Below are 21,965 nucleotides of genomic sequence, written 5' to 3' on the forward strand. Positions count from 1 at the left end.
GAAAGGCAGCAATGTGCCCAACGATCAAGAACTTATTTTGCGTAATACATACTGAAGTATCCCGCCATTTTTATAATATTCAAGCTCGTCAGCAGTATCAATTCTACAAAGAGTTTCTATCTTTTCAATGTGCCCGTCTTGCCTTTGTATGCTTATAGGTACTATTGCGCCCGGGGTTAATTTATCAGAAATTTCAATACTGATGCGCTCGCTACCATCCAACTTTAATGTTTTACGTGTAATGCCATCTTTAAATTGTAATGGCAATATACCCATGCCAATTAAATTGGAACGGTGGATTCGCTCAAAACTTTCCGTAATCACTGCTTTAACGCCTAGCAAATTAGTGCCTTTTGCTGCCCAATCGCGAGAAGAGCCTGTTCCATATTCTTTACCAGCGATGATAACCAAATCTTGATGATTTTCCTGATAACGCATTGCGGCATCATAAATCGACATGGTTTCTCCGGTAGGAACATAACGAGTGACACCACCTTCTTGTCCAGGTGTCATTTCATTACGAATGCGTATATTGGCAAAAGTGCCTCGCATCATTACTTCGTGGTTACCGCGGCGTGAGCCATAGGAGTTAAAATCTTTCTCATCTACTCCTTTGGATTTTAAATATAACCCTGCTGGAGAGCTGGCTTTGATTGAGCCGGCAGGTGAAATATGATCCGTTGTAATTGAATCACCGAATAAAGCTAAAATATAAGCCTGCTTAATGGGTTTGATAGGCTCTGGCTTCAGACTTAAATTTTCAAAAAATGGAGGATGTTGAATGTAGGTAGAATCAGGATTCCATTCATAAGTTTGTCCTGAGCTTGTTTGAATAGCTTGCCAATGAGCATCACCTTTAAAGACTTCGGCATATTCTTTACGGAACATGGTACCGCTTACTTTAGCTACTTCAGCAGCAATTTCTTTATTAGATGGCCAGATGTCTTTGAGATAAACATCATTTCCATCTTTGTCTTGCCCAATTGGGTCTTTGCTTAAGTCACTGCAAGTTGTTCCGCATAAAGCATAAGCAACTACTAACGGGGGAGAAGCGAGCCAGTTGGCTCTGACCTGAGGATGAACACGTCCTTCAAAATTTCTATTACCAGATAGAACGGATGAAACAACAAGATCATGCTCTGAAACACAGTGGGAAATATCATCAGGCAAAGGACCCGAATTACCTATACAAGTGGTACAACCGTAACCAACCAAATTAAAACCTAATTGATCCAGATAGGTTTGCAGGCCAGCATGCTTTAAATAATCTGTAACTACTTTAGAACCAGGTGCTAAAGAAGACTTAACCCATGGTTTGCGTTGTAATCCTTTTTCGATCGCTTTTTTTGCTACCAGTCCTGCTGCCATCAGCACACTTGGATTCGAGGTATTAGTGCAGCTGGTTATTGCCGCTATGACTACATGGCCATGTTTCATTTGAAAATCTTTGTTTTTAACGGCAAAGGTTTTTTCTTTCTCTTTTTCTTTTCCAACTTCAATTAAAAAATTGTTAAATTCAACAGGTAATGAACTTAGATTCACTTTATCCTGGGGTCGCTTAGGGCCAGCCAGAGAGGGTTCAACGCTACCTAAATCCAGATGTAAAGAGTCAGTAAACACAGGTTCTTCATTATCTTTGTCATACCATAGACCCTGCGCTTTTGCATAAGCTTCAACAAGGGCAATGGTATGCTTATCACGACCAGTCAATTCCAAATATTTTATTGTTTCCTTGTCTACTGGAAAGAAGCCGCATGTTGCGCCGTACTCAGGAGCCATATTGGAGATTGTAGCTCTATCTGCCAAAGGTAAATCATTAAGTCCAGGACCATAAAATTCGACAAATTTACCAACAACTCCTTTTTTTCGTAGCATTTGAGTGACGGTAAGAACCAAATCAGTCGCGGTAATTCCTTCTTTAAGTTTGCCTGATAGTTTAAAGCCGATTACTTCGGGGATTAGCATCGATACTGGTTGTCCCAGCATCGCTGCTTCGGCCTCTATACCACCGACTCCCCAACCCAGTACACCTAATCCATTAATCATAGTGGTGTGAGAGTCTGTGCCAACTAAAGTATCCGGATAAGCATACAATTGACCATCATTTTCACTATTCCACACAGTTTTTCCTAAATACTCCAGGTTGACCTGATGACAAATGCCCGTTCCGGGCGGGACAACCTGAAAGTTAGAAAAAGCTTTTTGTCCCCAGCGTAAAAACTCATAGCGCTCTTTGTTTCTTTCTATCTCGATTTTGGTATTCACTTCAAGGGAATCAGCTGAAGCGAATTTATCAACCATAACCGAATGGTCTATCACTAAATCGACAGGTGAAAGGGGAGAAATTTTATCTGCATTACCTCCCATTTTTACTATGGCAGTACGCATGGCGGCCAAATCTACCACTGCGGGAACACCAGTGAAGTCTTGCATTAACACTCTTGTTGGTCTAAACGCTATTTCATGCTGAGATGTTTTATTATGGAGCCAGTCAGCAATTGCTTTGATGTCTTTGGTCGTTACTGTATTGCCATCCTCGAAGCGTAATAAATTCTCAAGCAATACTTTCAGGGAGTAAGGCAGGCGATTAATTCCTTTAAAATGTTTATTTTCAGCTTCTTTTAAACTGTAGTAATTATAGGTTTTTCCATCAACTGTTAACCTTGATTTTGTTGATAGACTGTCTTGACCCACTTTCATAAAGAACTCCCAAAATCATTATTATTTAATCTCTAGAAATAATAGCTCAATTTCAGGAAGTTTTCATTCAGTATCAATAAAATCATGTTTTAATTAATGATGCGGAGAGGTATGTTTTTTCATCAAACTCTTCAAATGGAGCATCAGGATTAATGAGTTTTGCACCTTCTACAAAAATCCTTTTTTCTTCTTCTTTTTTTCTTGTTGTATCTGGAGAATCTGGGATTAGCAGGCAAAACCCACTTGGTAACAGCAGTGTCACAGCGAGTGATACCATAATAACACCAAGGAGGGGGTTAAAAATAAATGTTGGTATTGAACCAAAAAGCAACGTAAGGCCGATGCCCACAGTTGCTTTAGCTACATTTTCTATGGTGGGATCTGGTTTAATTTTATCATGAACAGCAACAGGATAGTAAAATCCTTTTTGGTAATTATGTATTGCAGAGGATGTTCGTTCAGGTTGCTTTATACAAATGAGCAAGGTTTTCGCAAATTTTTCATACTGGATAAGTATCTGTTGTGTATTAAAGGTACTTGAGGCTTCTGATTCAAGCTCGTTTTGAAATTCGCTAACACGGAGAGTCAATAAATTCAAAAAATACGCCTTTTGTTTCATTTCCACATGATTTAACAATTTTTTTGCTTGTTCAATCAAGCCATCTATAGATTCCTTAGATTTATGGTGGCTGAATAAATAGTGATACATAATAAATTTCTCTTCCTGTAAAGCATGTCAAAAACTAGCATTATTTTTTTATGGGTTATAGTGAGTGTTAAGAGGTTTTACATGCATGCAATATTTTTTAACTATCCCTTAATTATTTTTTCAGCAAGCTTGCAGATGGTATGAGTTTTGCTATATGTTAATCATAACACAGGGAGTGTGACATGCTTGATCTGAAAAACTTTATACTCACTTCATCCATTTTACCGGATACTTCTTCAACGGTTCAAAATGAACTGAAATCTGAGCAATTGATTGATATTCATGAGGATTCTGACGGCGACGGTGATTTATTAACTCCTGAATCTTTTATATTGCTAATGGCTGAAGTTTTATCAACAAACAGTACAGATACAACATACGAATGTGAACATCAAAATTCAGAAGGTAATAAAGTTTTGCAAAATTTGCAATTTAACGAGATAAAGGCGGACGAACACATTCAAGAACACAATGAGCAGTTGAAATCACCAGATAATCAATTGTGGCACGGTACTGAATTACCTGATGTTAATGAAATAACAGGTAATCAATATGCAGGGCAATTTGAATCGACAATAGAGAAAAATGTGGCTCTGACATGGATTAATTCTGAAAATTTCCAACCACCAATAATGAAACCTGAAAGCCAGACAGATGAAACTTACAAGATTTGGGACTCAGAAATAGCATCCATTGAATCTGGCAAACTGAAACTGGATTTTCCAAAAGCAGATTATGAAGAGAATAATATTAACCCTTATCAAAAGGAGGCAACAAATCTATTGCAGCGTGATTTGTTGAAGAATCATCAATTAGTTAAAGAGGGGGATTCTTTCCCAACATTAGAAGAGATTAAAATGAATACCGAACCTGGATCTGAAGTAACAAGATCGGGAATAGAGGTAAGTAAAGTGGGTTCTGAAATACCTGGTAGTTCCTTTCAAATGAACCCCAAAGCTGGTTCAGATATTCAACCTCCAGTGGCTTCCAACTATTATGCGCCTAAAAATTTTACAATTCCAATTCATGTAAATCACTCGCAGTGGTCAAATCAATTATCCGAACATATTGTTTGGCTTGGGCATCAGGAAATAAAAAGTGCCTTGATTAAAATTCATCCCGAGGAATTAGGGCCTTTGGAAATTAATGTCAACGTTGTAAAGGATAATGCCTCTGTTAACATATCTACTCACAGTGTTTATGTAAAAGAAATTGTTGATCAAGCGCTTCCCAGATTAAGAGAGATGATGGCTCAACAAGGCATAAATTTATCTGAAGTCCATATTGGAACTGACACAAATCCCCGCCAATATTCTCGGCAAAATCATAATGTTGATATAGATCTTGTCCAATCAGCTGAAGATAACAATAAAATCATCTCATTAACTAGGCATCTACCCAAAGGTCTGGTCGACTACTTTGCTTAGTTTAACAAATCAATTGTTGGAAAGGAGTTTACGACAGTGTCCCATAATTATTTTCGTTCCTGCTTGACGACAAAGGACAATAAGCTTTTTTGGCAAAAACCTTTGGCCTCAGAACGATTTGACAAGCTGATTGCTGATAGAAAATTTCAAAAATCAATAGCTCACAGCAGGAAAAATCAATTAATGTATAGTTTTATAGAGTCTAAAATTGCCTCAGATTACGCATTATTGATTGATACTAAATTAAGAGAGCAATTGAAGCAGTTTACTTTGGATGATTTTAGCGATATTTCTGGATTTGAACGAAAAGAAAAATCGAATTTGAGGCAACAAAGTTATTTCAAGATAAGACAACAACTGGAATTTTTTCTTAAAAATGACATTCAACAGCATAAATCTTGTCCCGACTCTCGATTAAATGCTTTCAGGCGCTGGGTAAATATATCGGATTTACTATTAAGGCGTCATTGTTACGAAGGCTTTCTCTTGGTATTTGTTAATTTGCAATTAATTGCAGACAAGCAGTTAATCGATGGTTTGCCTGCAAATGTAAGAAATAATTATAATCAGTTATGTCAACTAAGTTCACCAACAGGAAATCATGGTGCCTTGCGCCATTTTATGAACGCACATCAAAGTGAAGGCGATTTTACTCCTTTATTTTTTACCTATCATGCCATTGGAGCTTTGGATGAATCACTTGAATCTTTAAAAGACAAAGAAGTTCTTTTAAAAAAACAATTAAAACATCTAAATAAAAAACTTAATCATTTAAGAAGAGAGGTCACTCCAGAAGTGATTGATATCATTTATGAGTTTTTGAAAAACAAGCAACAAATACCGAAAGAAATGATGGAACGTAGAGGACATCTGATACAGCTGTTGGAAGAGGTTGGCTGTGTTGGAAAACAATTAAAACAAATACAAATTAATGTGCAAGAACAGCTTGAGCAACGTGCTAATTTGGTAGGATTAATAATCAAAGAGCAAAAAACAACGCCAAGAACGATACCAGACTATCTCGAAAAAAACCATAATATTATCCAGCACAGATTCAATAAGCAGTCTATTGCCACAGTCAAACTACCCAATCCTCTAGAGCCAACAACAGAGAAAACCCCGAGTTCTTCATGTTTGTATAAAAATAAACTGCTTCCTCATTTTTGGAATAGACTTGGAAAATCTCCCTCCAGCTACTGGGAAGAGGTATTCACACCAAGTTGTTTAAACAATAGATAATTAAAAACAACGTTTGGCACAGCGAATGACTCGACCACTCCATCGATCTATTAGGCAGCTTTTCTGGCAACCATAGCCAATATATCTCCATTTTGTCCAGTAGGAGTTTTTATAATATATAGGACCACGCCAGTAGTAGTTACCAGGGTAGCTATGAATCCCAATGAAGTAAGCAAGTTGAGTATTTCCGGAAAGATATTGATCAGCATTAGTGTTGCTGGCGCTTGCTACATTGCTAAATGATATAGTAATGAACAATAGAAAAGTTAAGTTAATAATAGCGAATGATCTCGAGACATAAGCGTATACCATTTTCATGATAAATTCCTTTTATCGCAAATGACATTAAAATTATAGATGAATAATGAATCAATCGGTTCCTATTATTACTATAAACATTCTTTTTTAATTAATATTGCTACCAAATAAGTTTTTATAGTGGTAGTAATTGGATAAAGAGCTTAGTACGATAGTTAAAAATTAGGCATAGGTCATGGCGATGAATACAAAAGTGATTTTGATCACAGGATGCTCCAGTGGGATAGGTTTTGATGCGGTTTTTGCTTTGAAAAAAAGAGGGCATAGAGTGATTGCTTCCTGCAGGAAAACAGAGGATGTCCAAAAATTACTAAACAAAGGAGTTGAGGCTCTTTTGCTGGATGTCAGTAACCCTATTTCAATCCAAAGTGCATTCGCGCAGTTGTTAATTATGACATCGGGTCACCTGGATGTATTGATTAATAATGCAGGATACGGCCAGGTAGGCGCTCTTGAGGACATTTCTCGGGATATTCTTCGCCAACAATTTGAAACGAATGTATTTGGTTTGCAAGATTTGACCAATTTGGTTATTCCTGTTATGAGGGAACAAGGTCAGGGGCGTATAATCAATATCAGTTCTATACTTGGAGTAGTTAGCATGCCATTTCGAGGTGCTTATAATGCTTCCAAGTATGCATTGGAGGGACTGAGTGACACACTTCGACTGGAATTGTCTGGTTCGGGTATTAATGTCATAACAATAGAGCCTGGTCCTATAAATAGTCGATTTCGTGATAATGCGGTGGACTTATCTTTACAACAAATACCAATGGAAAAAAGTTATTTCAAGAATCAATACAGAAATATGCTGAGCAATTTTAAACAGAAGAAGGCAGACTCGTTTTTCACCCGGAATACTGATGCAGTGATAAAAAAACTGGTTCATGCCGTGGAGTCAAGGAAACCAAAACCCAAGTACCCTGTAACTTTCCCAGCTTATTTTTTAATTGGTTTAAAACGATTTTTTACTACCCGTTTATTAGATAGGTTTATTTTATTTTTATCCAGGAAGGAGCTAGGTTAAAGCAACTTATTGGTAATATTATAAAATAGTCATAAGTTGGTGTTGACAGTTAGCAACTACTGTACAGACCTCTCTTAAAAAGATACTATAGCTATTATGAAACTTAAATACAGAGTAATTCATTACCTGATACTATGCAGCGTGGTTTTGTTAATGATAAAACCACCAGTGTTTCATAACAATAATCAGCAGACTCAGAGTAATACACAATATATACATTCTATAACGGAATGTCCTCAGAGGACAGCATTGATGAATTATTGCTCGTCCAGTGCCTATTATATTATTTCTGAAGAGGAATTATCTCTCGGTAATGTCTTATCCTTGCTGACATTTATCCTTTATTTTTTAGTTATTCAATCAAAATACAAATCGCCTGTATCCCCAATTTTTAAACCACCGATTGCCCACTAGAGTAAATTTGTCAACTTTCTCAGTAGGCTTCTTGTCAGTCGTGGCTGTGCAAGAGGTCCAGTGTAGATTACTTGTACTCTGATACAAGTATCTACCGTTGTTATTTATTACTTATTGGGACATTAAAATGAGAAAATTAATTGATTCGTTCATGATTTTATTACTGATATTTTTTACTCAGGCGGCGTGGTCATATACCCCTGGCTTTGAAAGTTCTAACCCGGATACTGTGATGCATTTTATTACAGGAAATAGTGCTTTTGTTTATTTGAGTGCTTTTTTCGGATTAGGTATTTTGTTGGCTTTTACGCCCTGTGTTCTACCGATGGTTCCTATTTTATCGGGAATTATTGTAGGGCAAAATTCTATTTCTACAGGAAAAGCCTTTAAATTATCACTGAGTTATGTGACTGGAATGGCTATCACCTATGCAGGAGCAGGTATGCTTGCCGGGTATATGGGAAGTACAATCCAAACTATAATGCAACGTCCAGTAGTAATCACTTTATTCAGTGTTGTGTTTGTAGCCATGGCACTTTCAATGTTCGGCTTTTTTGAATTGAAACTTCCTGCAAGCCTTGGGAATCGGTTAAATAAAAACAAGCAATTAGAGAAGCAGAGAAGTTATCTTTCTGTTGGAATAATGGGAGTTTTATCCACTTTAATTGTTTCACCTTGTGTTACCGCTCCTTTAATTGGCGTTTTAAGTTATATTGGTCAAAATGGCCAGGTCATAATGGGCGGATTGATTTTATTTGTTATGGCATTGGGGATGGGGGTTCCTCTGCTGATTGTTGGTGCGGGTTACGGTACCTTACTCCCAAAAGCAGGTTCCTGGATGCTTAAAATAAAACAATTGTTTGGTTTTATCATGCTGGGAATTGCCATATGGATGCTATCCCGGATTCTCAATCAGACCATTACGCACATTTTATGGGCTGGATTACTTATTGTCGCCAGTATCAGTTTAGGCGCTTTAAAATCTCAAAACAATTGGCGTGGTTATCTGATTCAAGGATTGGGTCTTGTTGCTTTGATTTCAGGAGGTATTATTTTGTACAACACAACAATACCCTCAGTAAAAGTAAAACAAGGATCTTTAGAAAATAATCCATTTATCAAGATTAATACCTTAAGCGCTCTTCAACTGCAATTGGAACAGGCTAAAAATGCTAAAAAAGCAGTATTCCTTGATTTTTCAGCGGATTGGTGCAGTGATTGTCAGGAAATGGATAGTAAAGTATTCAATCAACCAGAAATTCAAAAGGCCATGTCTGATTGGATTAGCATTAAAGTGGATATCAGTACCAAGAATGCAGAGGTTGATGCTATAAAAAAGGCGTTTGGTATTTATGGAACGCCAACGATGATATTTTTTAATACATCGGGAGAGCCAATCACGCAAATGACTTCGGTTGGTTTGATTTCGCTATCAAAAATGCTTCAATTGCTTGAGCAAGCACACCATTTGACTTGAAATAATAGACAAATTGATACGGAATTTTGCTCTTAACAATTAGGGTATGGTTAGAATCTGATGAATAAATCAAATTTGAACCGTACCCAAAATACTATAAACAATGAATTTGGTTCATTGCTCTTAGAGTTGCTTGTATTAACAATAATTTATCAACCCCGCTTTTTAGATACATAAAAAACCAGATTTATTAAAAAATAATCAATTTATTTTTGTGAAAAAAGAAGAAAATTTTTGATTTGTTTGCTAATATCTTAATGGGTAAATAAAAAATCCATTAACTATCAAGGAAGTAATACTATGAAAAAATCAACAATGGCAGTAGCCACTCTGTTAGCTGCTTTATCAACAGCACCTATGGTTTCCGTAGCTTATGCTGATGATACTTCAACTACAACAACTTCTGGCTGTACAGGTTGTAAAGGTTGCAAGGGCTGCAACGGTTGCAAAGGCTGTGGCGGTTGTGGTGGCTGCGGTGGTTGCAGTGGTGATTAATAAGTAATATTTTCTATAAAGAGGTAGTGCTAACTGCCTCTTTTTATTACGTTTTATTTTTTAAGTAATTATGACTAGTCAATCAGATTTTAACTTACCCATATTGTCCAGCTGGTATAAAAAGAAATTTCTTGGTTATGCTTCACAAGTTCTTGAAGCCCAACAGAAAATGATATCCAGTAAAGGTAAAAATATTCTGCACTATACGCTTAGAAAAAAGCGAAAGCATGAACGTATGAGTCACTATCCGAAGGGAGACAGGATTGATCGCAGTACTGGATCGCAATATTTTTATCATTGCCATAGAGAAAATTTTGAAAGTAATGAGCATGGTCATTTTCATTGTTTTTTGCGATATAAACATATCCCCAAGCGTATTAAACCTGCTCCTTTAGAGGATTGGGACAAATACATAGATAATCCCATGACTCACCTTGTCGCAATTGGCATGAATCAGTTTGGACAACCGATACGATTATTTACTGTCAACCGTTGGGTGACATCAGAAATTTGGTATGGTGCTGAGCATATTCCATATTTCCTGAAATCTTACAAGATGACATTAATAGACGATCCTTATTGGCAAGTATTAGATCAGTGGGTGGAAGGCATGCTCCATTTGTTTGCTCCCCAAATTGCCTGGCTGCACCAGGAACGAGATAGACGTATTGAGCTTCACCAACTGAATAGCCCAAATGATAACCCGTACACTAACCATGAGCTGGAAGAGCTTTCTGAGATAAATATTGATTTGAAAAAGCAGATTGAGTGGGTAATAAGTTAAATTCCAAAATTAGAACCACAACTTAATTTATCTTAATTATTGGTTTTTCATTGCTTATACCCCGTGTAAAAATATACAATATCTACTGCTTTGGGGAGAGATTAGTCCTTTACTGATCAATCAGAGATTAATTCTATCTGGTATAGAAATTCATGCGAAATCTTACTGAAACCCTTGATTTTTCTTCTTTGAATCGCGAAGAAATTGAAAAATTACTGCGCGATTATAATTTAAGTCTTTCTGTAGATGAGGCATTGACTATACAGAATGAATTCCTCAAAAGACCCCCAACCATTTCGGAGTGCGTACTTTGGTCTATTCAAGGGTCGGAACATTGCTCTTATAAAAGCAGCCGTATTCATCTAAAGCAATTCAATACCTCCGGCCCTCATGTGATACTGGGCGCCAAGGAGGATGCAGGTATTGTGTCTGTAGCCCAAGATAAAAATGGTTATAGATATGGCGTTATTGTCAGTCATGAATCACATAATCACCCATCTCAAATTGTTCCTTATGAAGGCGCAGCTACCGGAGTTGGTGGTAATGTCCGTGATGTTTGTTGTATGGGTGGAGAAGTTATTGCAGTAGCAGACAGTTTGCGTTTCGGAGATATCGCTCGCGCACGGACTCACTGGATACAGGAAGGTGTGGTTTCAGGTATCGCCGGGTATGGCAATCCTTTGGGAATACCGAATATAGCTGGTGATGTGTACTATGATCCGGCCTACAATGAAAATTGTTTGGTTACTGTAGTCACGCTCGGGATAGTAAGAGAGGATCATATTATTCATTCTTATGCTCCACCCGAAGCTGAGAATTATGTTTTTATTTTAGTTGGTAAGCCAACTGATAATAGTGGGTTTGGCGGTGCCAGTTTTGCCTCGACAGTATTAGAAGAAGATTCGCAGGAAAAGAATAAAGGAGCCGTTCAAGAACCCAATGCTTTTTTACAGAGACATCTCCTTAAAGCCAATTATTCATTATTTCAATTACTCAGAGAAAAGAATTTAATTGACAGGGTAGGCTTTAAAGATTTAGGAGCAGGTGGTGTGGCTTGCGCAAGTATTGAGTTGGCTGAAGCCGGTGGCTCTTATGGTGCCGAAATTGATTTGGACAAGGTGCCCACGGGAATGCCAGGATTAATGCCTTCAGTCATTTTGTGCTCTGAAACTCAGGAACGCTTTATGTGGGTTGTTCCTCCTGATTTAATAGATACTATCCTGAAACATTATAATGAAACCTTCGCGTTACCACAGGTTTCTGAAGGAGCCTGCGCTGCAGTAATCGGCAAAATTCGTTCCGATGGATTATACGTAGTGAATTACCAGGGGCGTGAACTTGTGAGGGCTAAAGTCCCTGATGTTACGAAAGGCATTGTTTATAACAGGCCATATTCCTCTTCGCAGAAGCAAATGACAGAACCTTCTTTTCCCCAACCAGATGATTATAATCAAATTTTATTGCAGTTATTGGCTCATGAGAATGTGGCGAGTAGGGAACCTATTTTTGAAATGTATGACAAGCAAGTGCAGGGTCGTACCTTCATACAAGCAGGATGGGCTGACGCTGGAGTATTACAACCATTTAATGAAACAAAGTATCCTGAGGAAATTCGTAAAACGGGCATTGCCTTGTCTTTAGATCAAAATCCCCGCTATAACAAAATTGATGCCTATTGGGGAGCTGTTAACGCGGTTGTCGAATCGGTACGGAATATCACTGCGGTTGGAGCTACTCCAGTAGCAATAACAGATTGTTTGTGTTTTGGTAATCCAGAGAAGCCAGAACAAATGCGCGAGTTTGTTGACTCTGTGCGAGGCATTGTTGATGCCTGTGCTGCTATTCATCTCAAAGATCATCCCCAATCAACTTTGCCTGTCATTGCCGGCAATGTTTCATTGTATAATGAATCAGTGAAAGGAGCTATTCCTCCCAGCCCTATGATTAGTTGCTTGGGAACACTTCCAGATATTGATTTTGCTATTACCTTTGATTTTAAGAAAAGTGATAGTTTATTGATATTGATTGGAGAGCGTAAAGACGAATGTGGTGGTAGTGTTTATTACCAGCTGCATAATGAATTGGGCTCTCATGTTCCAAAACCGGATTTAAGTTTGTTGAATAGAGAAATCCATGCTGTTTCAGCGGCAATTCAGCATGGGTTGATTAACGCCGCCCATGATATCTCAGAGGGAGGGGTTGCTGTTGCTCTTGCTGAGATGAGTTTTAAGAACTCCATGGGGGTCGCTGTACAGATTAATGGAGAATTATCTGCTGACAAACTTTTATTTGGAGAGACAGGCGGTTTTATTCTTGAAATCGATAAACAAAATAAAGCCGCTTTTGATAAACTGGTTACTCAATATCAAGTCCCTTACATGGTTATCGGACATACTACAGAACAGCCAGTTTTACAGATGAATTCGGTTATCAACTTGCCTGTCAAAGAAGCAAAACAGGCTTGGGAAAATGGCTTAAGAGAGAGGCTATTATAATGTCTACTGTCAATTACAAATCAGCTGGTGTCGATATCGAGGCAGGAAATGAAGCTGTCGCACGCATTAAACGTAATGTTGAAAAAACATTTTCGCCTCAAGTCCTGACAGGAATCGGTAGTTTTGGTGCAATGTATGATTTGAAGCCTTTTATGGAAAAATTCAAACACCCTGTCATGGTTCAAAGCATTGATGGCGTAGGTACGAAGACCATAGTTGCTAGGATGATGCAAAAATTTGATACAATCGGAATCGATTTGGTCAGCGCGACCACCAACGATATTATTGTGTTGGGCGCAAGGCCATTAACACTTTTGGATTATATAGCAACTGATCGCTTGAAGCCTGAATATATTGAAGAAATTATTATTGGCATGACGCAAGCTTGTCTCGAAAATAATATTTCCCTGGTTGGTGGGGAGACAGCTGAAATGCCCGACACCTATCTGAAAGGAGAGCATGATTTGGTAGGTATCATCACTGGTGTAGTGGAAAAGGATGAAGCTATACTAGGAAAAGATATAACTCCAGGCGATTCGGTTTTGGCGTTTCCTTCCAGTGGCTTACATACCAATGGATACTCACTCGCCAGAAAACTTTTGTTTGAACTGGGTGGATATACTGTAGAATCCCAGCTTGACGAGTTGGATGCTACAGTTGGTGAGGCTTTACTGGTACCTCATATCAATTATACAAATCCTGTTCTACACCTGTTGAATAATAAAATCCCTATCAAGGGAATGGCTCATATTACTGGCGGAGGGGTACTGGAAAACATCCCGCGAGTATTACCTAATCATTGTTCCGTTGAAATCAATAAAAATTCATGTCCGGTGTTGCCGATCTTTAATGTGCTAAAAGCATTGGGGAAACTGGATGATCAGGAAATGTATCGTACTTTTAATATGGGAATAGGGCTGGTAATGATAGCTTCGCCTGGCGTTGTTTCTGAAATTCATTCAGCGTTAAAAGACTTCCCTAATTTCCCTGTTTATGAAGTAGGACAAATTGTAGCAGGAAAACCAGAAGTGAGATTATTGTGATGAAGATTGCAGTTGTTCAGTTTCCAGGCTCCAATTGCGAACGTGAGACAATTCTTGCGGTGCAACGAGCAGGTATGACTCCAGTTGAGTTTCTGTGGAATGATTCATCACAAAAACTGCGGGAAATGGATGGTTATATTATTATTGGTGGTTTTTCATATGAGGATAGATCAAGAGCAGGAATTATTGCAGCCCTTGATCCGGTCATGAAAGAAATAAAATTACAGAGTGAATTGGGAAAACCTGTTCTTGGTATTTGCAATGGAGCACAGATCCTTGTTGAAACAGGCCTCGTGCCTGGTTTAAAAAACTATCAAATTGGTATGGCTCTGACTGAGAATAAGCGAATTCAGGATGGAAAAATTTTAGGAACAGGATTTTATAACAGTTGGATTCATATGCGAACTGGTGACCGAGTAAGGAAAAATGCATTCACCCGCTATTTATCAAAGGATTCTGTATTATCAATTCCTGCTGCCCATGCTGAAGGGCGTTTTGTGATGCCTGGGAAATTATTGCAAGAAATTGAAGAAGAAGGTTTAAATGCGTTTCAATATTGTGATGCGCAGGGAAACAGAGATGATAATTTCCCCATTAATCCTAATGGCTCTCTACGGAATATTGCTGCTATTATTAATAAAGCGGGTAATGTCATGGCCATAATGCCTCACCCTGAACGTGCATTTGCGGGAGATCCTATATTCCATTCAATGAAGGAATATATTAAGGAGAAAAAACCATTCAAGCAGCAAACATTATCTTATCAACCAGAGCCAGTTAAAATAATTCCTTATGACAAAAAAGACAATGCCCATGAGTTGATTGTCAAATTAATTATTACCGATAATGCTGCTTTAACAGTACAAAATACGCTAAGACAGTTAGGTATACCGGTCACAGTTAATCGTATGATGTATTGGCATATCGATGCAAATTCTCCTGAAATAATTGAAAAAATAAAGCAAACAGGGGTTTTATATAATGACCGCAAAGAATATTTGGTAGCTCCTGAGCAAATATTTTCATCACCAGCCAAAGCTTTTTTGGTTAAATCAAAAGACGACATGATAGGGCAACAGAAGCTACAAATGCTTCGGGATCATTTCTCAATTGATGGTGTTGATGCCATACACCATGGTGTTTTGTGGATATTTAGCAGCGAAAATGTTAAAATACATGAAATGGCAGAATCCATTTTAGCTACTAATATTATCTTTAACCCTAATGCTCATGTCTGCTATGAATACCAATGTCCCTAGTCAAGAGGCTCTTCTTGCTGCCTTGCCTTTTTGCTTAACCGAAACCTCTTTACCTTTCGGCAAGAAGTACAAGGGGAAAGTAAGGGATACCTACGATCTTGGCGATCAGTTGATTTTGGTCACTACAGATAGACAAAGTGCCTTTGATCGATGTCTTGCTGCTGTACCTTATAAAGGACAAGTATTGAATTTGACTTCAGTTTGGTGGTTTAAAAACACCCAAGCGATCGTACCTAACCATTTAATTGCTGTACCTGATCCCAATGTGGCGATAGTCAAAAAATGCAAAATATTTCCTATTGAATTTGTTGTTCGTGGATATATCTCGGGGAGTACAAGCACTTCTTTATGGACGCAATACCAAAAAGGAATTCGTGATTACTGTGGTATAACGTTTCCTGATGGATTAAGAAAAAATCAAAAACTTGAGAGCCCAGTGATAACCCCTACTACTAAAGAGACTGTCCATGACAGGCCGATTAGTCCACATGAAATCGTTGCAGAAGGCTGGATGACCCGGGAAGACTGGGATGAAGCCAGCAGTTATGCTTTAAAGTTATTTCAGCATGGAATGGAAGTAGCACAGCGGCATGGTTTGATTTTGGTGGATACCAAATATGAATTTGGCCGTGATGCGGAAGGAAGAATTATTTTAGTAGATGAAATTCATACTCCAGATTCCAGTCGTTATTGGTTATTTAACAGTTATCAAGAGCGATTTGAGGCGGGTAAGGAACCTGAGAATATAGATAAAGAATTTTTACGTTTGTGGTTTGTTGATCACTGTGATCCTTATAAGGATAAAGTATTACCTCAAGCACCACAGGAGTTAATTGTTACTTTAGCATCAAGATATATTCAGTTATATGAAATGATTACAGGTGAATCGTTTGTGTATGACAGTAAGCCTGGGCCAGTCAATGACAGGATTTTGCATAATATACAACGTTGGTTAGGATAAATTTTAGCCGGGGGAAAGACTTATGTGTGGTATTGTAGGAATTTACAGTCATGAACCCGTCGCTGCTGAGCTTTATGATAGCTTGATTCATTTACAACATCGAGGACAAGATGCCTCCGGTATTTTAACAGGAGATGATCGCTTTTACTTCAAACATGGACTTGGATTGGTCAGAGAGTCTATTTTTTCTGAAGATATTCTTAAACTGAAGGGAAATATCGGTATTGCTCATGTACGTTATCCCACAGCAGGAGGTTATAGTGAAGCGGATGTTCAGCCTCTTTGGATAGGAAGCCCTCGCGGGATAGCTCTGGCTCATAATGGAAATTTAGTGAATTATGGAGAGTTGGTTGATGATTTATGCGGGAAACAGCATAGGCATTTAAACTCTACTCTTGATTCTGAGGCTCTTTTATTACTTCTGGCAGACTATTTAGCCAAGGGGTCTTATTCTGATCATGATGAAGAACAATTCTTTCAGTTGCTATGTTCGGCAGTTCACGAAATACATCAACGAGTTCAAGGTTCCTATTCTGTTGTTAGTTTAGTCATTGGTAAAGGTTTGGTGGCATTTAGGGATCCACATGGTATCCGCCCTTTAGTTTGGGGTGAGCGAATACATGAAGACGGTAGTAAAGATTACATTTTTGCTTCAGAAACCACTCCTTTTTATGCTCTAGGTTTTGAGCCTAAAGGTGATTTGCTGCCAGGTGAAGTTGCTTATGTGAATAGTCAAGGTCAATTGTACAGAAAAGTGCTTTCAGCAAAAGAATTTACTCCATGCATATTTGAATACGTGTACTTCGCCAGGCCAGATGCCACATTAGACGATGTAAGCGTTTATCGAGCCAGATTACGTATGGGTCAAAACTTGGCTAAAAGTTGGAAAGAGAGGTTTCCTGATACCCTCCCTGATGTGGTGATCCCAGCTCCCTCAACAGCCAATACTGCAGCATTAGCTTTTGCAAATGAACTGGGAATACGATACTCCGAAGGTTTATATAAAAACCCTTTTATTGGGCGTACGTTTATCATGCCTAACCAGGAGTCGCGAGCAAGGCAGGTTCGTTATAAGTTAACTCCTCAAAAAACTGAAATTAATAAAAAAAAGGTATTGATTGTTGATGACAGTATCGTAAGAGGAACTACATCCCGTGAAATAGTCAGAATGATACGAGAATATGGCGCATCAGAAATATACTTTGTATCAACTTGCCCACCGATTAAAAATCCTTGTTTCTATGGTATTGATATCCCATCACGTAAAAAATTGATTGCAGCTCATAAAACAGAAGAAGAAATCCGTCAATTTCTGGGGGTGGATAAATTATTATACCAAACTCAAGAAAGCCTTATAGAGGCGGTGTCTCGCAGGGGACAGTATGATATGAGTAAGCCTTGTATGGCTTGTATGGATGGCAAATACATTTGTGGACAAATTACTGAAGACAAAATTAAATTATTGGAGAAAAAAAGATTAACTGAAAATGACCAAGAAACAGAGATAGGAGAGATGTCTTGATCAATATTCTTATTGTTGGTTCCGGTGCGCGTGAACATGCAATAGCTACAGCGTTGAGTAAATCAGAGAATAAGCCAAAGATTTATTGTTTTGGAACAACACGAAATCCTGGTATCCAAAATCTCACTTCAGATTATTGGGTAGGTGATATTACTGTCTCTGAACAAGTGAACCAGAAAGCAAGGGAATGGGGAATTGATTTGGCTATTATTGGCCCAGAAGCTCCTTTGGAGCATGCTGTTGCTGATTCTTTGTGGGATTGTGGAGTTCCTGTTATAGGACCCAGGAAAAACCTGGCGCAAATTGAAACCAGTAAATCATTCGCCAGAGAGTTGATGGAAAAATACCAAATTCCAGGTTTGCCTAAGTACAAAGTATTTACCTGTTTAGAAGGTATAAGAGAATTTTTATCTGAATTAGGTGAAAATAATTATGTGGTTAAGGCGAATGGATTAATGGCGGGCAAGGGTGTAAAGGTTGGTGGGGAACATCTGTTATCATTTGAAGAGGCTTTGGACTATTGTAGAGAAATTTTTGATCATCATCAGTCTTTAGTCATTGAAGAGAAATTAATAGGCCAAGAATTTTCTTTTATGTGCTTTTCCGATGGTATCTCATTAGTTCCAATGCCTATTGTGCAAGATCATAAACGAGCTTATGAGCATGATGAGGGGCCTAATACCGGTGGTATGGGGAGTTATTCATCTGCAGATCACAGTTTACCATTTTTGTCTCCACAAGATGTTCGTGCTGCTTTTGCAATTAATCAATCAGTAATCAATGCACTCATGACGGAAATGTCTGATAAATACATAGGGATACTGTATGGTGGATTTATGGCTACTGCACATGGGGTGTATGTAATTGAGTTTAATGCTCGCTTCGGAGATCCTGAAGCTCTTAATGTGCTTAGCCTGTTGGAATCTGATTTTGTTAATTTATGTGTTGCGATGGCTAATGGCAATTTACGAAAAGAATCCGTTCGTTTTTTGAATAAAGCCACCGTTTGTAAATACGCTGTCCCTGATGGTTATCCCGATAATCCTTTGCGCGACGTTGAAATCGATATTTCTGCAGTCGAACCTAAAGATACTTTATATTTGGCTGCGGTGGATCTTAAGGATAGCAAGCTCTACGCTACTGGTTCGCGGACAGCCGCCTATGTCGGCATAGCGAATACTATCAGTGAGGCAGAGGAAATTGCTGAACAACAAATAAATAATATAAAAGGACCTCTGTTTCACAGAAAAGATATTGGCACATTACCTTTAATTAATACTCGCGTTGAAGCAATGCGTAGGTTGCGTGCTTTATGATTCGTTTAGGAATATTAGGATCTACTCGTGGAACAAACATGTTGGCACTTGTTGATGCAATTAATGAGGGAATTCTTAAGGCAACGATAGACGTTGTTATTAGTAATAAACCCGATGCTATTATTCTGGAAAGAGCCAAATTGTTGGGTTTGAATACACAATTTGTTAATCCTGAGGGATTAAACCGAATTGATTTTGATAAAAAAGTAAGTGACATACTAATCAGCCATCAGGTAGATTTGGTTGTTTTGATTGGATACATGAGAATTTTGTCGGCTGATTTTGTAAATAAATGGAATAATCGTGTGATCAATGTTCACCCCTCTTTATTGCCAGCGTTTGCAGGAAAAATGGATATGGACGTACATCAAGCTGTTCTTGATTCCGGTCTTATGGAAACAGGATGCACTATCCATTATGTAACAGAAGAAGTAGACGCTGGTCCTATCATTTTGCAAAAAAAATGTCCCATTTTAGAAGGAGATACCCCTCAAACGCTAAAAGCAAGGGTTCAGCAGTTGGAAGGAGTAGCATTGGTAGATGCAATTAACCGGATTGCTTTGAAAGGTCTCTAACGCAAGATTACGTTTTTATTCAAAGCGGTATTTTCATCATTTCTATGTGGATGAGTTTTTTCTTTTTCAATTGTAAAAAAAGTATTTATTGATGTTTCTTTAAACTCAAACAAATGGGGTCCTTCGAGTTTAATGCTGGTATCAGTGTGAACTCTATTGTTTGCAGCAGATTTTAAAACAGATAAATAGAGTTTTTCCCATAAATTATCGCAAACACCTGAATTATTTTTAGAAAAATATTGGCTACAATAGTTTTTGGCGATTAATTGAATATCTCCCTTGGTTAAGGTTTCTCTTTTATCCTGATTAATATTAACAACAACTATATCAATTGGTGCATTTAATTCATTACCATTTTTTCTTACTACAATGATGAGATGTGGTTTCTCGGGGAGTCGAACCAACTCACTGGAAAATCCAGGAAGGGATGCGGGCAGGTTTTTTAATAACGCATTGAGTTGCCTAATAAATACAAAATTATTCTGTAATCCATGCCATCCATTTTCATGGGTTCTTGGTTTCGCTAAAAAATCTTGAGGGGTGAACTTTATATTTAATTCTTCAACGGCAAGCAGCCTGGCAAATTTTTCTTGCACATGATCGATACCGGCATTTATTTGGTGTTTAATATTATCAATGTGAGATACTAAAAGACGTTTTTGCATTTCAGGAAAACTTGATGCACTTCGGTATAGTTCCAACATCCACTTATTATCCGCGTTTTCTAAGAAGAAATTATCTTCTGCCATTTTTTCTAATATTTTGTGAGCAATAACTGATTTCTCGCTAAAAATACGATGTTCACGTTGCGGATAATAAGATTTATCAACAGCTCCTTTTCTCTGAAATACTGTTTTTGCCGTGATATCGCATGTTTCATCACCAGATAATAAAAACCATCCGCCACTGCCTGTAAGAGCGGATAAAGCCAGTTTTTCCAATACCAGGGTTTTAAATTCTTGTACTGTATCATCCTTATTATCTTCCAGATCCTTTTTGATTTGATCAACATAAGAGTAAAGCAAGGTTGTTTTCAAAGGCTCTTTGAGTTCATGTGTTTTTTCTTGCTCGGTATTAAATTTAAAGTACAACTCTTGATAAGAAGACATTAAGTCATTATAGACAGAATCAGATGTCAGTCTTTTTTTGGCCATTTGAAATAAAATAGTCATAGCCAATGAGCGATAGTCATGATTCCCACAAAAATTAATGCAGCCTCCCTTCGTGTTTTCACGCATTGTGCCATCTTTTTGTTGGAAGACAACACTCGCTTTTAATTGTTCTTCCAGTGTTACTTCATAGGGCAAGCCAGTACTAGCAAGATCAAATTCAGCATTATAAGCTTCTGTAGTAATATGGGTTGGGCCTATGTCAGGAAGTTTTAAATAGTTTACTTCATCTGCAAGCGGCCGTTTACTAAATAAAGCTTCATCAAGGATAACCGGCTTTGGTTTACCGTGTTCTGCAGCAAGGGAGTGGATATAGGCATATATTTCACGCCTTACCTCAGGGTGTACATAACCTACAGCATCGACACGAACCCCATCAAAACCATACTCGAGCATATAACGTTTGATATAAGGTTGCCAAAATTCCGTTATGATTTCTTTTCTTATGCTTTCATCATCGTAATTGAAGCCACGTACGTCTTTAAAGTCTTCATGAACCCCTTTAAACCAATGAGGCTTATCCTGACACAAGGGAGAGTCAATGGCTACATGATTTAAAACCAGATCAAACATCGGGACTATTCCGAGGTTCCTTGCGTTTTGGGTGAATAACTGCAAAGCTTCTGCGTTTAATCGTTGGATTGTCTCTATGGAGTCGCCAGGGGATCCTAAACTAAATAGTGGATTGAACAGCAGCGGATGACTCATGGCATACAAGCTTCTCGTGACCTCGTTTCCTGTTTTTACACCATTATTTTTATCCGTTTTAAAAAAACCGCTAATGTCGCCAGGCATTTGCATGGGGTTAATCCATAAGGCATTAAACCCCATCTGTTTTAAGACAGGCAAATAATCAATCATATCCTTAATAGAGTGGAACTGAGTCGGGTACATGTCATAGCATGCAATAATGCCATTTCCTTCCATTAAAAAATGATATCCCATAAAATCTGTCACCATAGAAAATTATTAAACTACAAAACTGAGAAAAAATAGTATTGTTCAGTTATAACTCCACTTTTATCAGTCGAATCG

General features: G+C 38.0%; 17 protein-coding genes. 13 read left to right on the plus strand and 4 right to left on the minus strand.

Annotation, left to right across the window (positions count from 1 at the left end):
- Positions 1-24: 24 nt before the first annotated feature.
- Positions 25-2,700, minus strand: a complete 2,676-nt coding sequence (acnA, locus tag CC34_RS0100145; protein WP_027227182.1) for an aconitate hydratase AcnA — start codon at positions 2,698-2,700, stop codon at positions 25-27.
- An 82-nt stretch (positions 2,701-2,782) separates the two neighbouring features.
- Positions 2,783-3,409: a lpg1689 family Dot/Icm T4SS effector gene (locus tag CC34_RS0100150; protein WP_027227181.1), complete on the minus strand. Its 627-nt coding sequence runs from the start codon at positions 3,407-3,409 to the stop codon at positions 2,783-2,785.
- 182 nt (positions 3,410-3,591) lie between these two features.
- On the opposite strand from CC34_RS0100150, the gene CC34_RS0100155 reads away from it, so the two are divergent.
- Positions 3,592-4,836: a flagellar hook-length control protein FliK gene (locus CC34_RS0100155; RefSeq protein ID WP_028379041.1), complete on the plus strand. Its 1,245-nt coding sequence runs from the start codon at positions 3,592-3,594 to the stop codon at positions 4,834-4,836.
- Between the two features lie 36 nt (positions 4,837-4,872).
- Positions 4,873-6,075 carry a hypothetical protein gene (locus CC34_RS0100160; RefSeq protein ID WP_028379042.1) on the plus strand — a complete coding sequence of 401 codons (1,203 nt, stop codon included), beginning with the start codon at positions 4,873-4,875 and terminating at the stop codon, positions 6,073-6,075.
- Positions 6,076-6,125: 50 nt separating this feature from the next.
- Here CC34_RS0100160 and CC34_RS1000000117265 read toward each other — a convergent pair whose 3' ends face one another.
- Complete coding sequence (locus CC34_RS1000000117265; protein WP_161513070.1) at positions 6,126-6,284, minus strand: hypothetical protein; 159 nt, start codon at positions 6,282-6,284, stop codon at positions 6,126-6,128.
- 284 nt (positions 6,285-6,568) lie between these two features.
- Here CC34_RS1000000117265 and CC34_RS0100170 point away from each other — a divergent pair, with 284 nt between their 5' ends.
- The 11 genes from CC34_RS0100170 to purN all read left to right on the plus strand — a co-directional run bounded on the left by CC34_RS0100170 (position 6,569) and on the right by purN (position 19,761).
- Complete coding sequence (locus CC34_RS0100170; RefSeq protein WP_027227177.1) at positions 6,569-7,420, plus strand: SDR family NAD(P)-dependent oxidoreductase; 852 nt, start codon at positions 6,569-6,571, stop codon at positions 7,418-7,420.
- 541 nt (positions 7,421-7,961) lie between these two features.
- Positions 7,962-9,311 (plus strand): protein-disulfide reductase DsbD, encoded by a 1,350-nt coding sequence (gene dsbD, locus CC34_RS0100180; RefSeq protein WP_027227175.1) that lies wholly within the window; start codon positions 7,962-7,964, stop codon positions 9,309-9,311.
- A 300-nt stretch (positions 9,312-9,611) separates the two neighbouring features.
- Positions 9,612-9,806: a hypothetical protein gene (locus CC34_RS0100185; protein ID WP_027227174.1), complete on the plus strand. Its 195-nt coding sequence runs from the start codon at positions 9,612-9,614 to the stop codon at positions 9,804-9,806.
- 70 nt (positions 9,807-9,876) lie between these two features.
- Positions 9,877-10,590 carry a DUF6969 family protein gene (locus CC34_RS0100190; protein ID WP_027227173.1) on the plus strand — a complete coding sequence of 238 codons (714 nt, stop codon included), beginning with the start codon at positions 9,877-9,879 and terminating at the stop codon, positions 10,588-10,590.
- A gap of 152 nt (positions 10,591-10,742) precedes the next feature.
- Positions 10,743-13,085, plus strand: coding sequence for a phosphoribosylformylglycinamidine synthase subunit PurL (gene purL / locus CC34_RS0100195; protein WP_027227172.1), 2,343 nt, complete (start codon positions 10,743-10,745; stop codon positions 13,083-13,085).
- Positions 13,085-14,128, plus strand: a complete 1,044-nt coding sequence (gene purM / locus CC34_RS0100200; protein ID WP_027227171.1) for a phosphoribosylformylglycinamidine cyclo-ligase — start codon at positions 13,085-13,087, stop codon at positions 14,126-14,128. The genes purL and purM overlap by 1 nt, the downstream gene beginning before the upstream one ends.
- On the plus strand, positions 14,128-15,387 hold the full coding sequence (purQ, locus tag CC34_RS0100205; protein ID WP_027227170.1) for a phosphoribosylformylglycinamidine synthase I: 1,260 nt from the start codon (positions 14,128-14,130) through the stop codon (positions 15,385-15,387). Before purM ends, purQ begins: the two co-directional genes overlap by 1 nt.
- The gene (locus CC34_RS0100210) at positions 15,368-16,348 is read left to right on the plus strand and encodes a phosphoribosylaminoimidazolesuccinocarboxamide synthase (protein ID WP_028378151.1); all 981 of its coding nucleotides are present in this window, start codon (positions 15,368-15,370) and stop codon (positions 16,346-16,348) included. The genes purQ and CC34_RS0100210 overlap by 20 nt, the downstream gene beginning before the upstream one ends.
- Before the next feature lie 22 nt (positions 16,349-16,370).
- Positions 16,371-17,870, plus strand: a complete 1,500-nt coding sequence (gene purF, locus CC34_RS0100215; RefSeq protein ID WP_027227168.1) for an amidophosphoribosyltransferase — start codon at positions 16,371-16,373, stop codon at positions 17,868-17,870.
- Positions 17,867-19,186, plus strand: a complete 1,320-nt coding sequence (purD, locus tag CC34_RS0100220) for a phosphoribosylamine--glycine ligase (protein WP_027227167.1) — start codon at positions 17,867-17,869, stop codon at positions 19,184-19,186. The genes purF and purD overlap by 4 nt, the downstream gene beginning before the upstream one ends.
- Positions 19,183-19,761 (plus strand): phosphoribosylglycinamide formyltransferase, encoded by a 579-nt coding sequence (purN, locus tag CC34_RS0100225; protein WP_027227166.1) that lies wholly within the window; start codon positions 19,183-19,185, stop codon positions 19,759-19,761. The genes purD and purN overlap by 4 nt, the downstream gene beginning before the upstream one ends.
- Here the strand turns inward: purN and CC34_RS0100230 are convergent.
- The gene (locus CC34_RS0100230) at positions 19,758-21,875 is read right to left on the minus strand and encodes an alpha-amylase family protein (RefSeq protein ID WP_028378149.1); all 2,118 of its coding nucleotides are present in this window, start codon (positions 21,873-21,875) and stop codon (positions 19,758-19,760) included. The two genes, purN and CC34_RS0100230, sit on opposite strands and share 4 nt — an antisense overlap.
- Between the last annotated feature and the right edge of the window lie 90 nt (positions 21,876-21,965).

The organism is Legionella pneumophila subsp. fraseri (genome assembly GCF_000586315.1).
GTDB classification, from domain to species: Bacteria; Pseudomonadota; Gammaproteobacteria; order Legionellales; family Legionellaceae; genus Legionella; species Legionella pneumophila_B.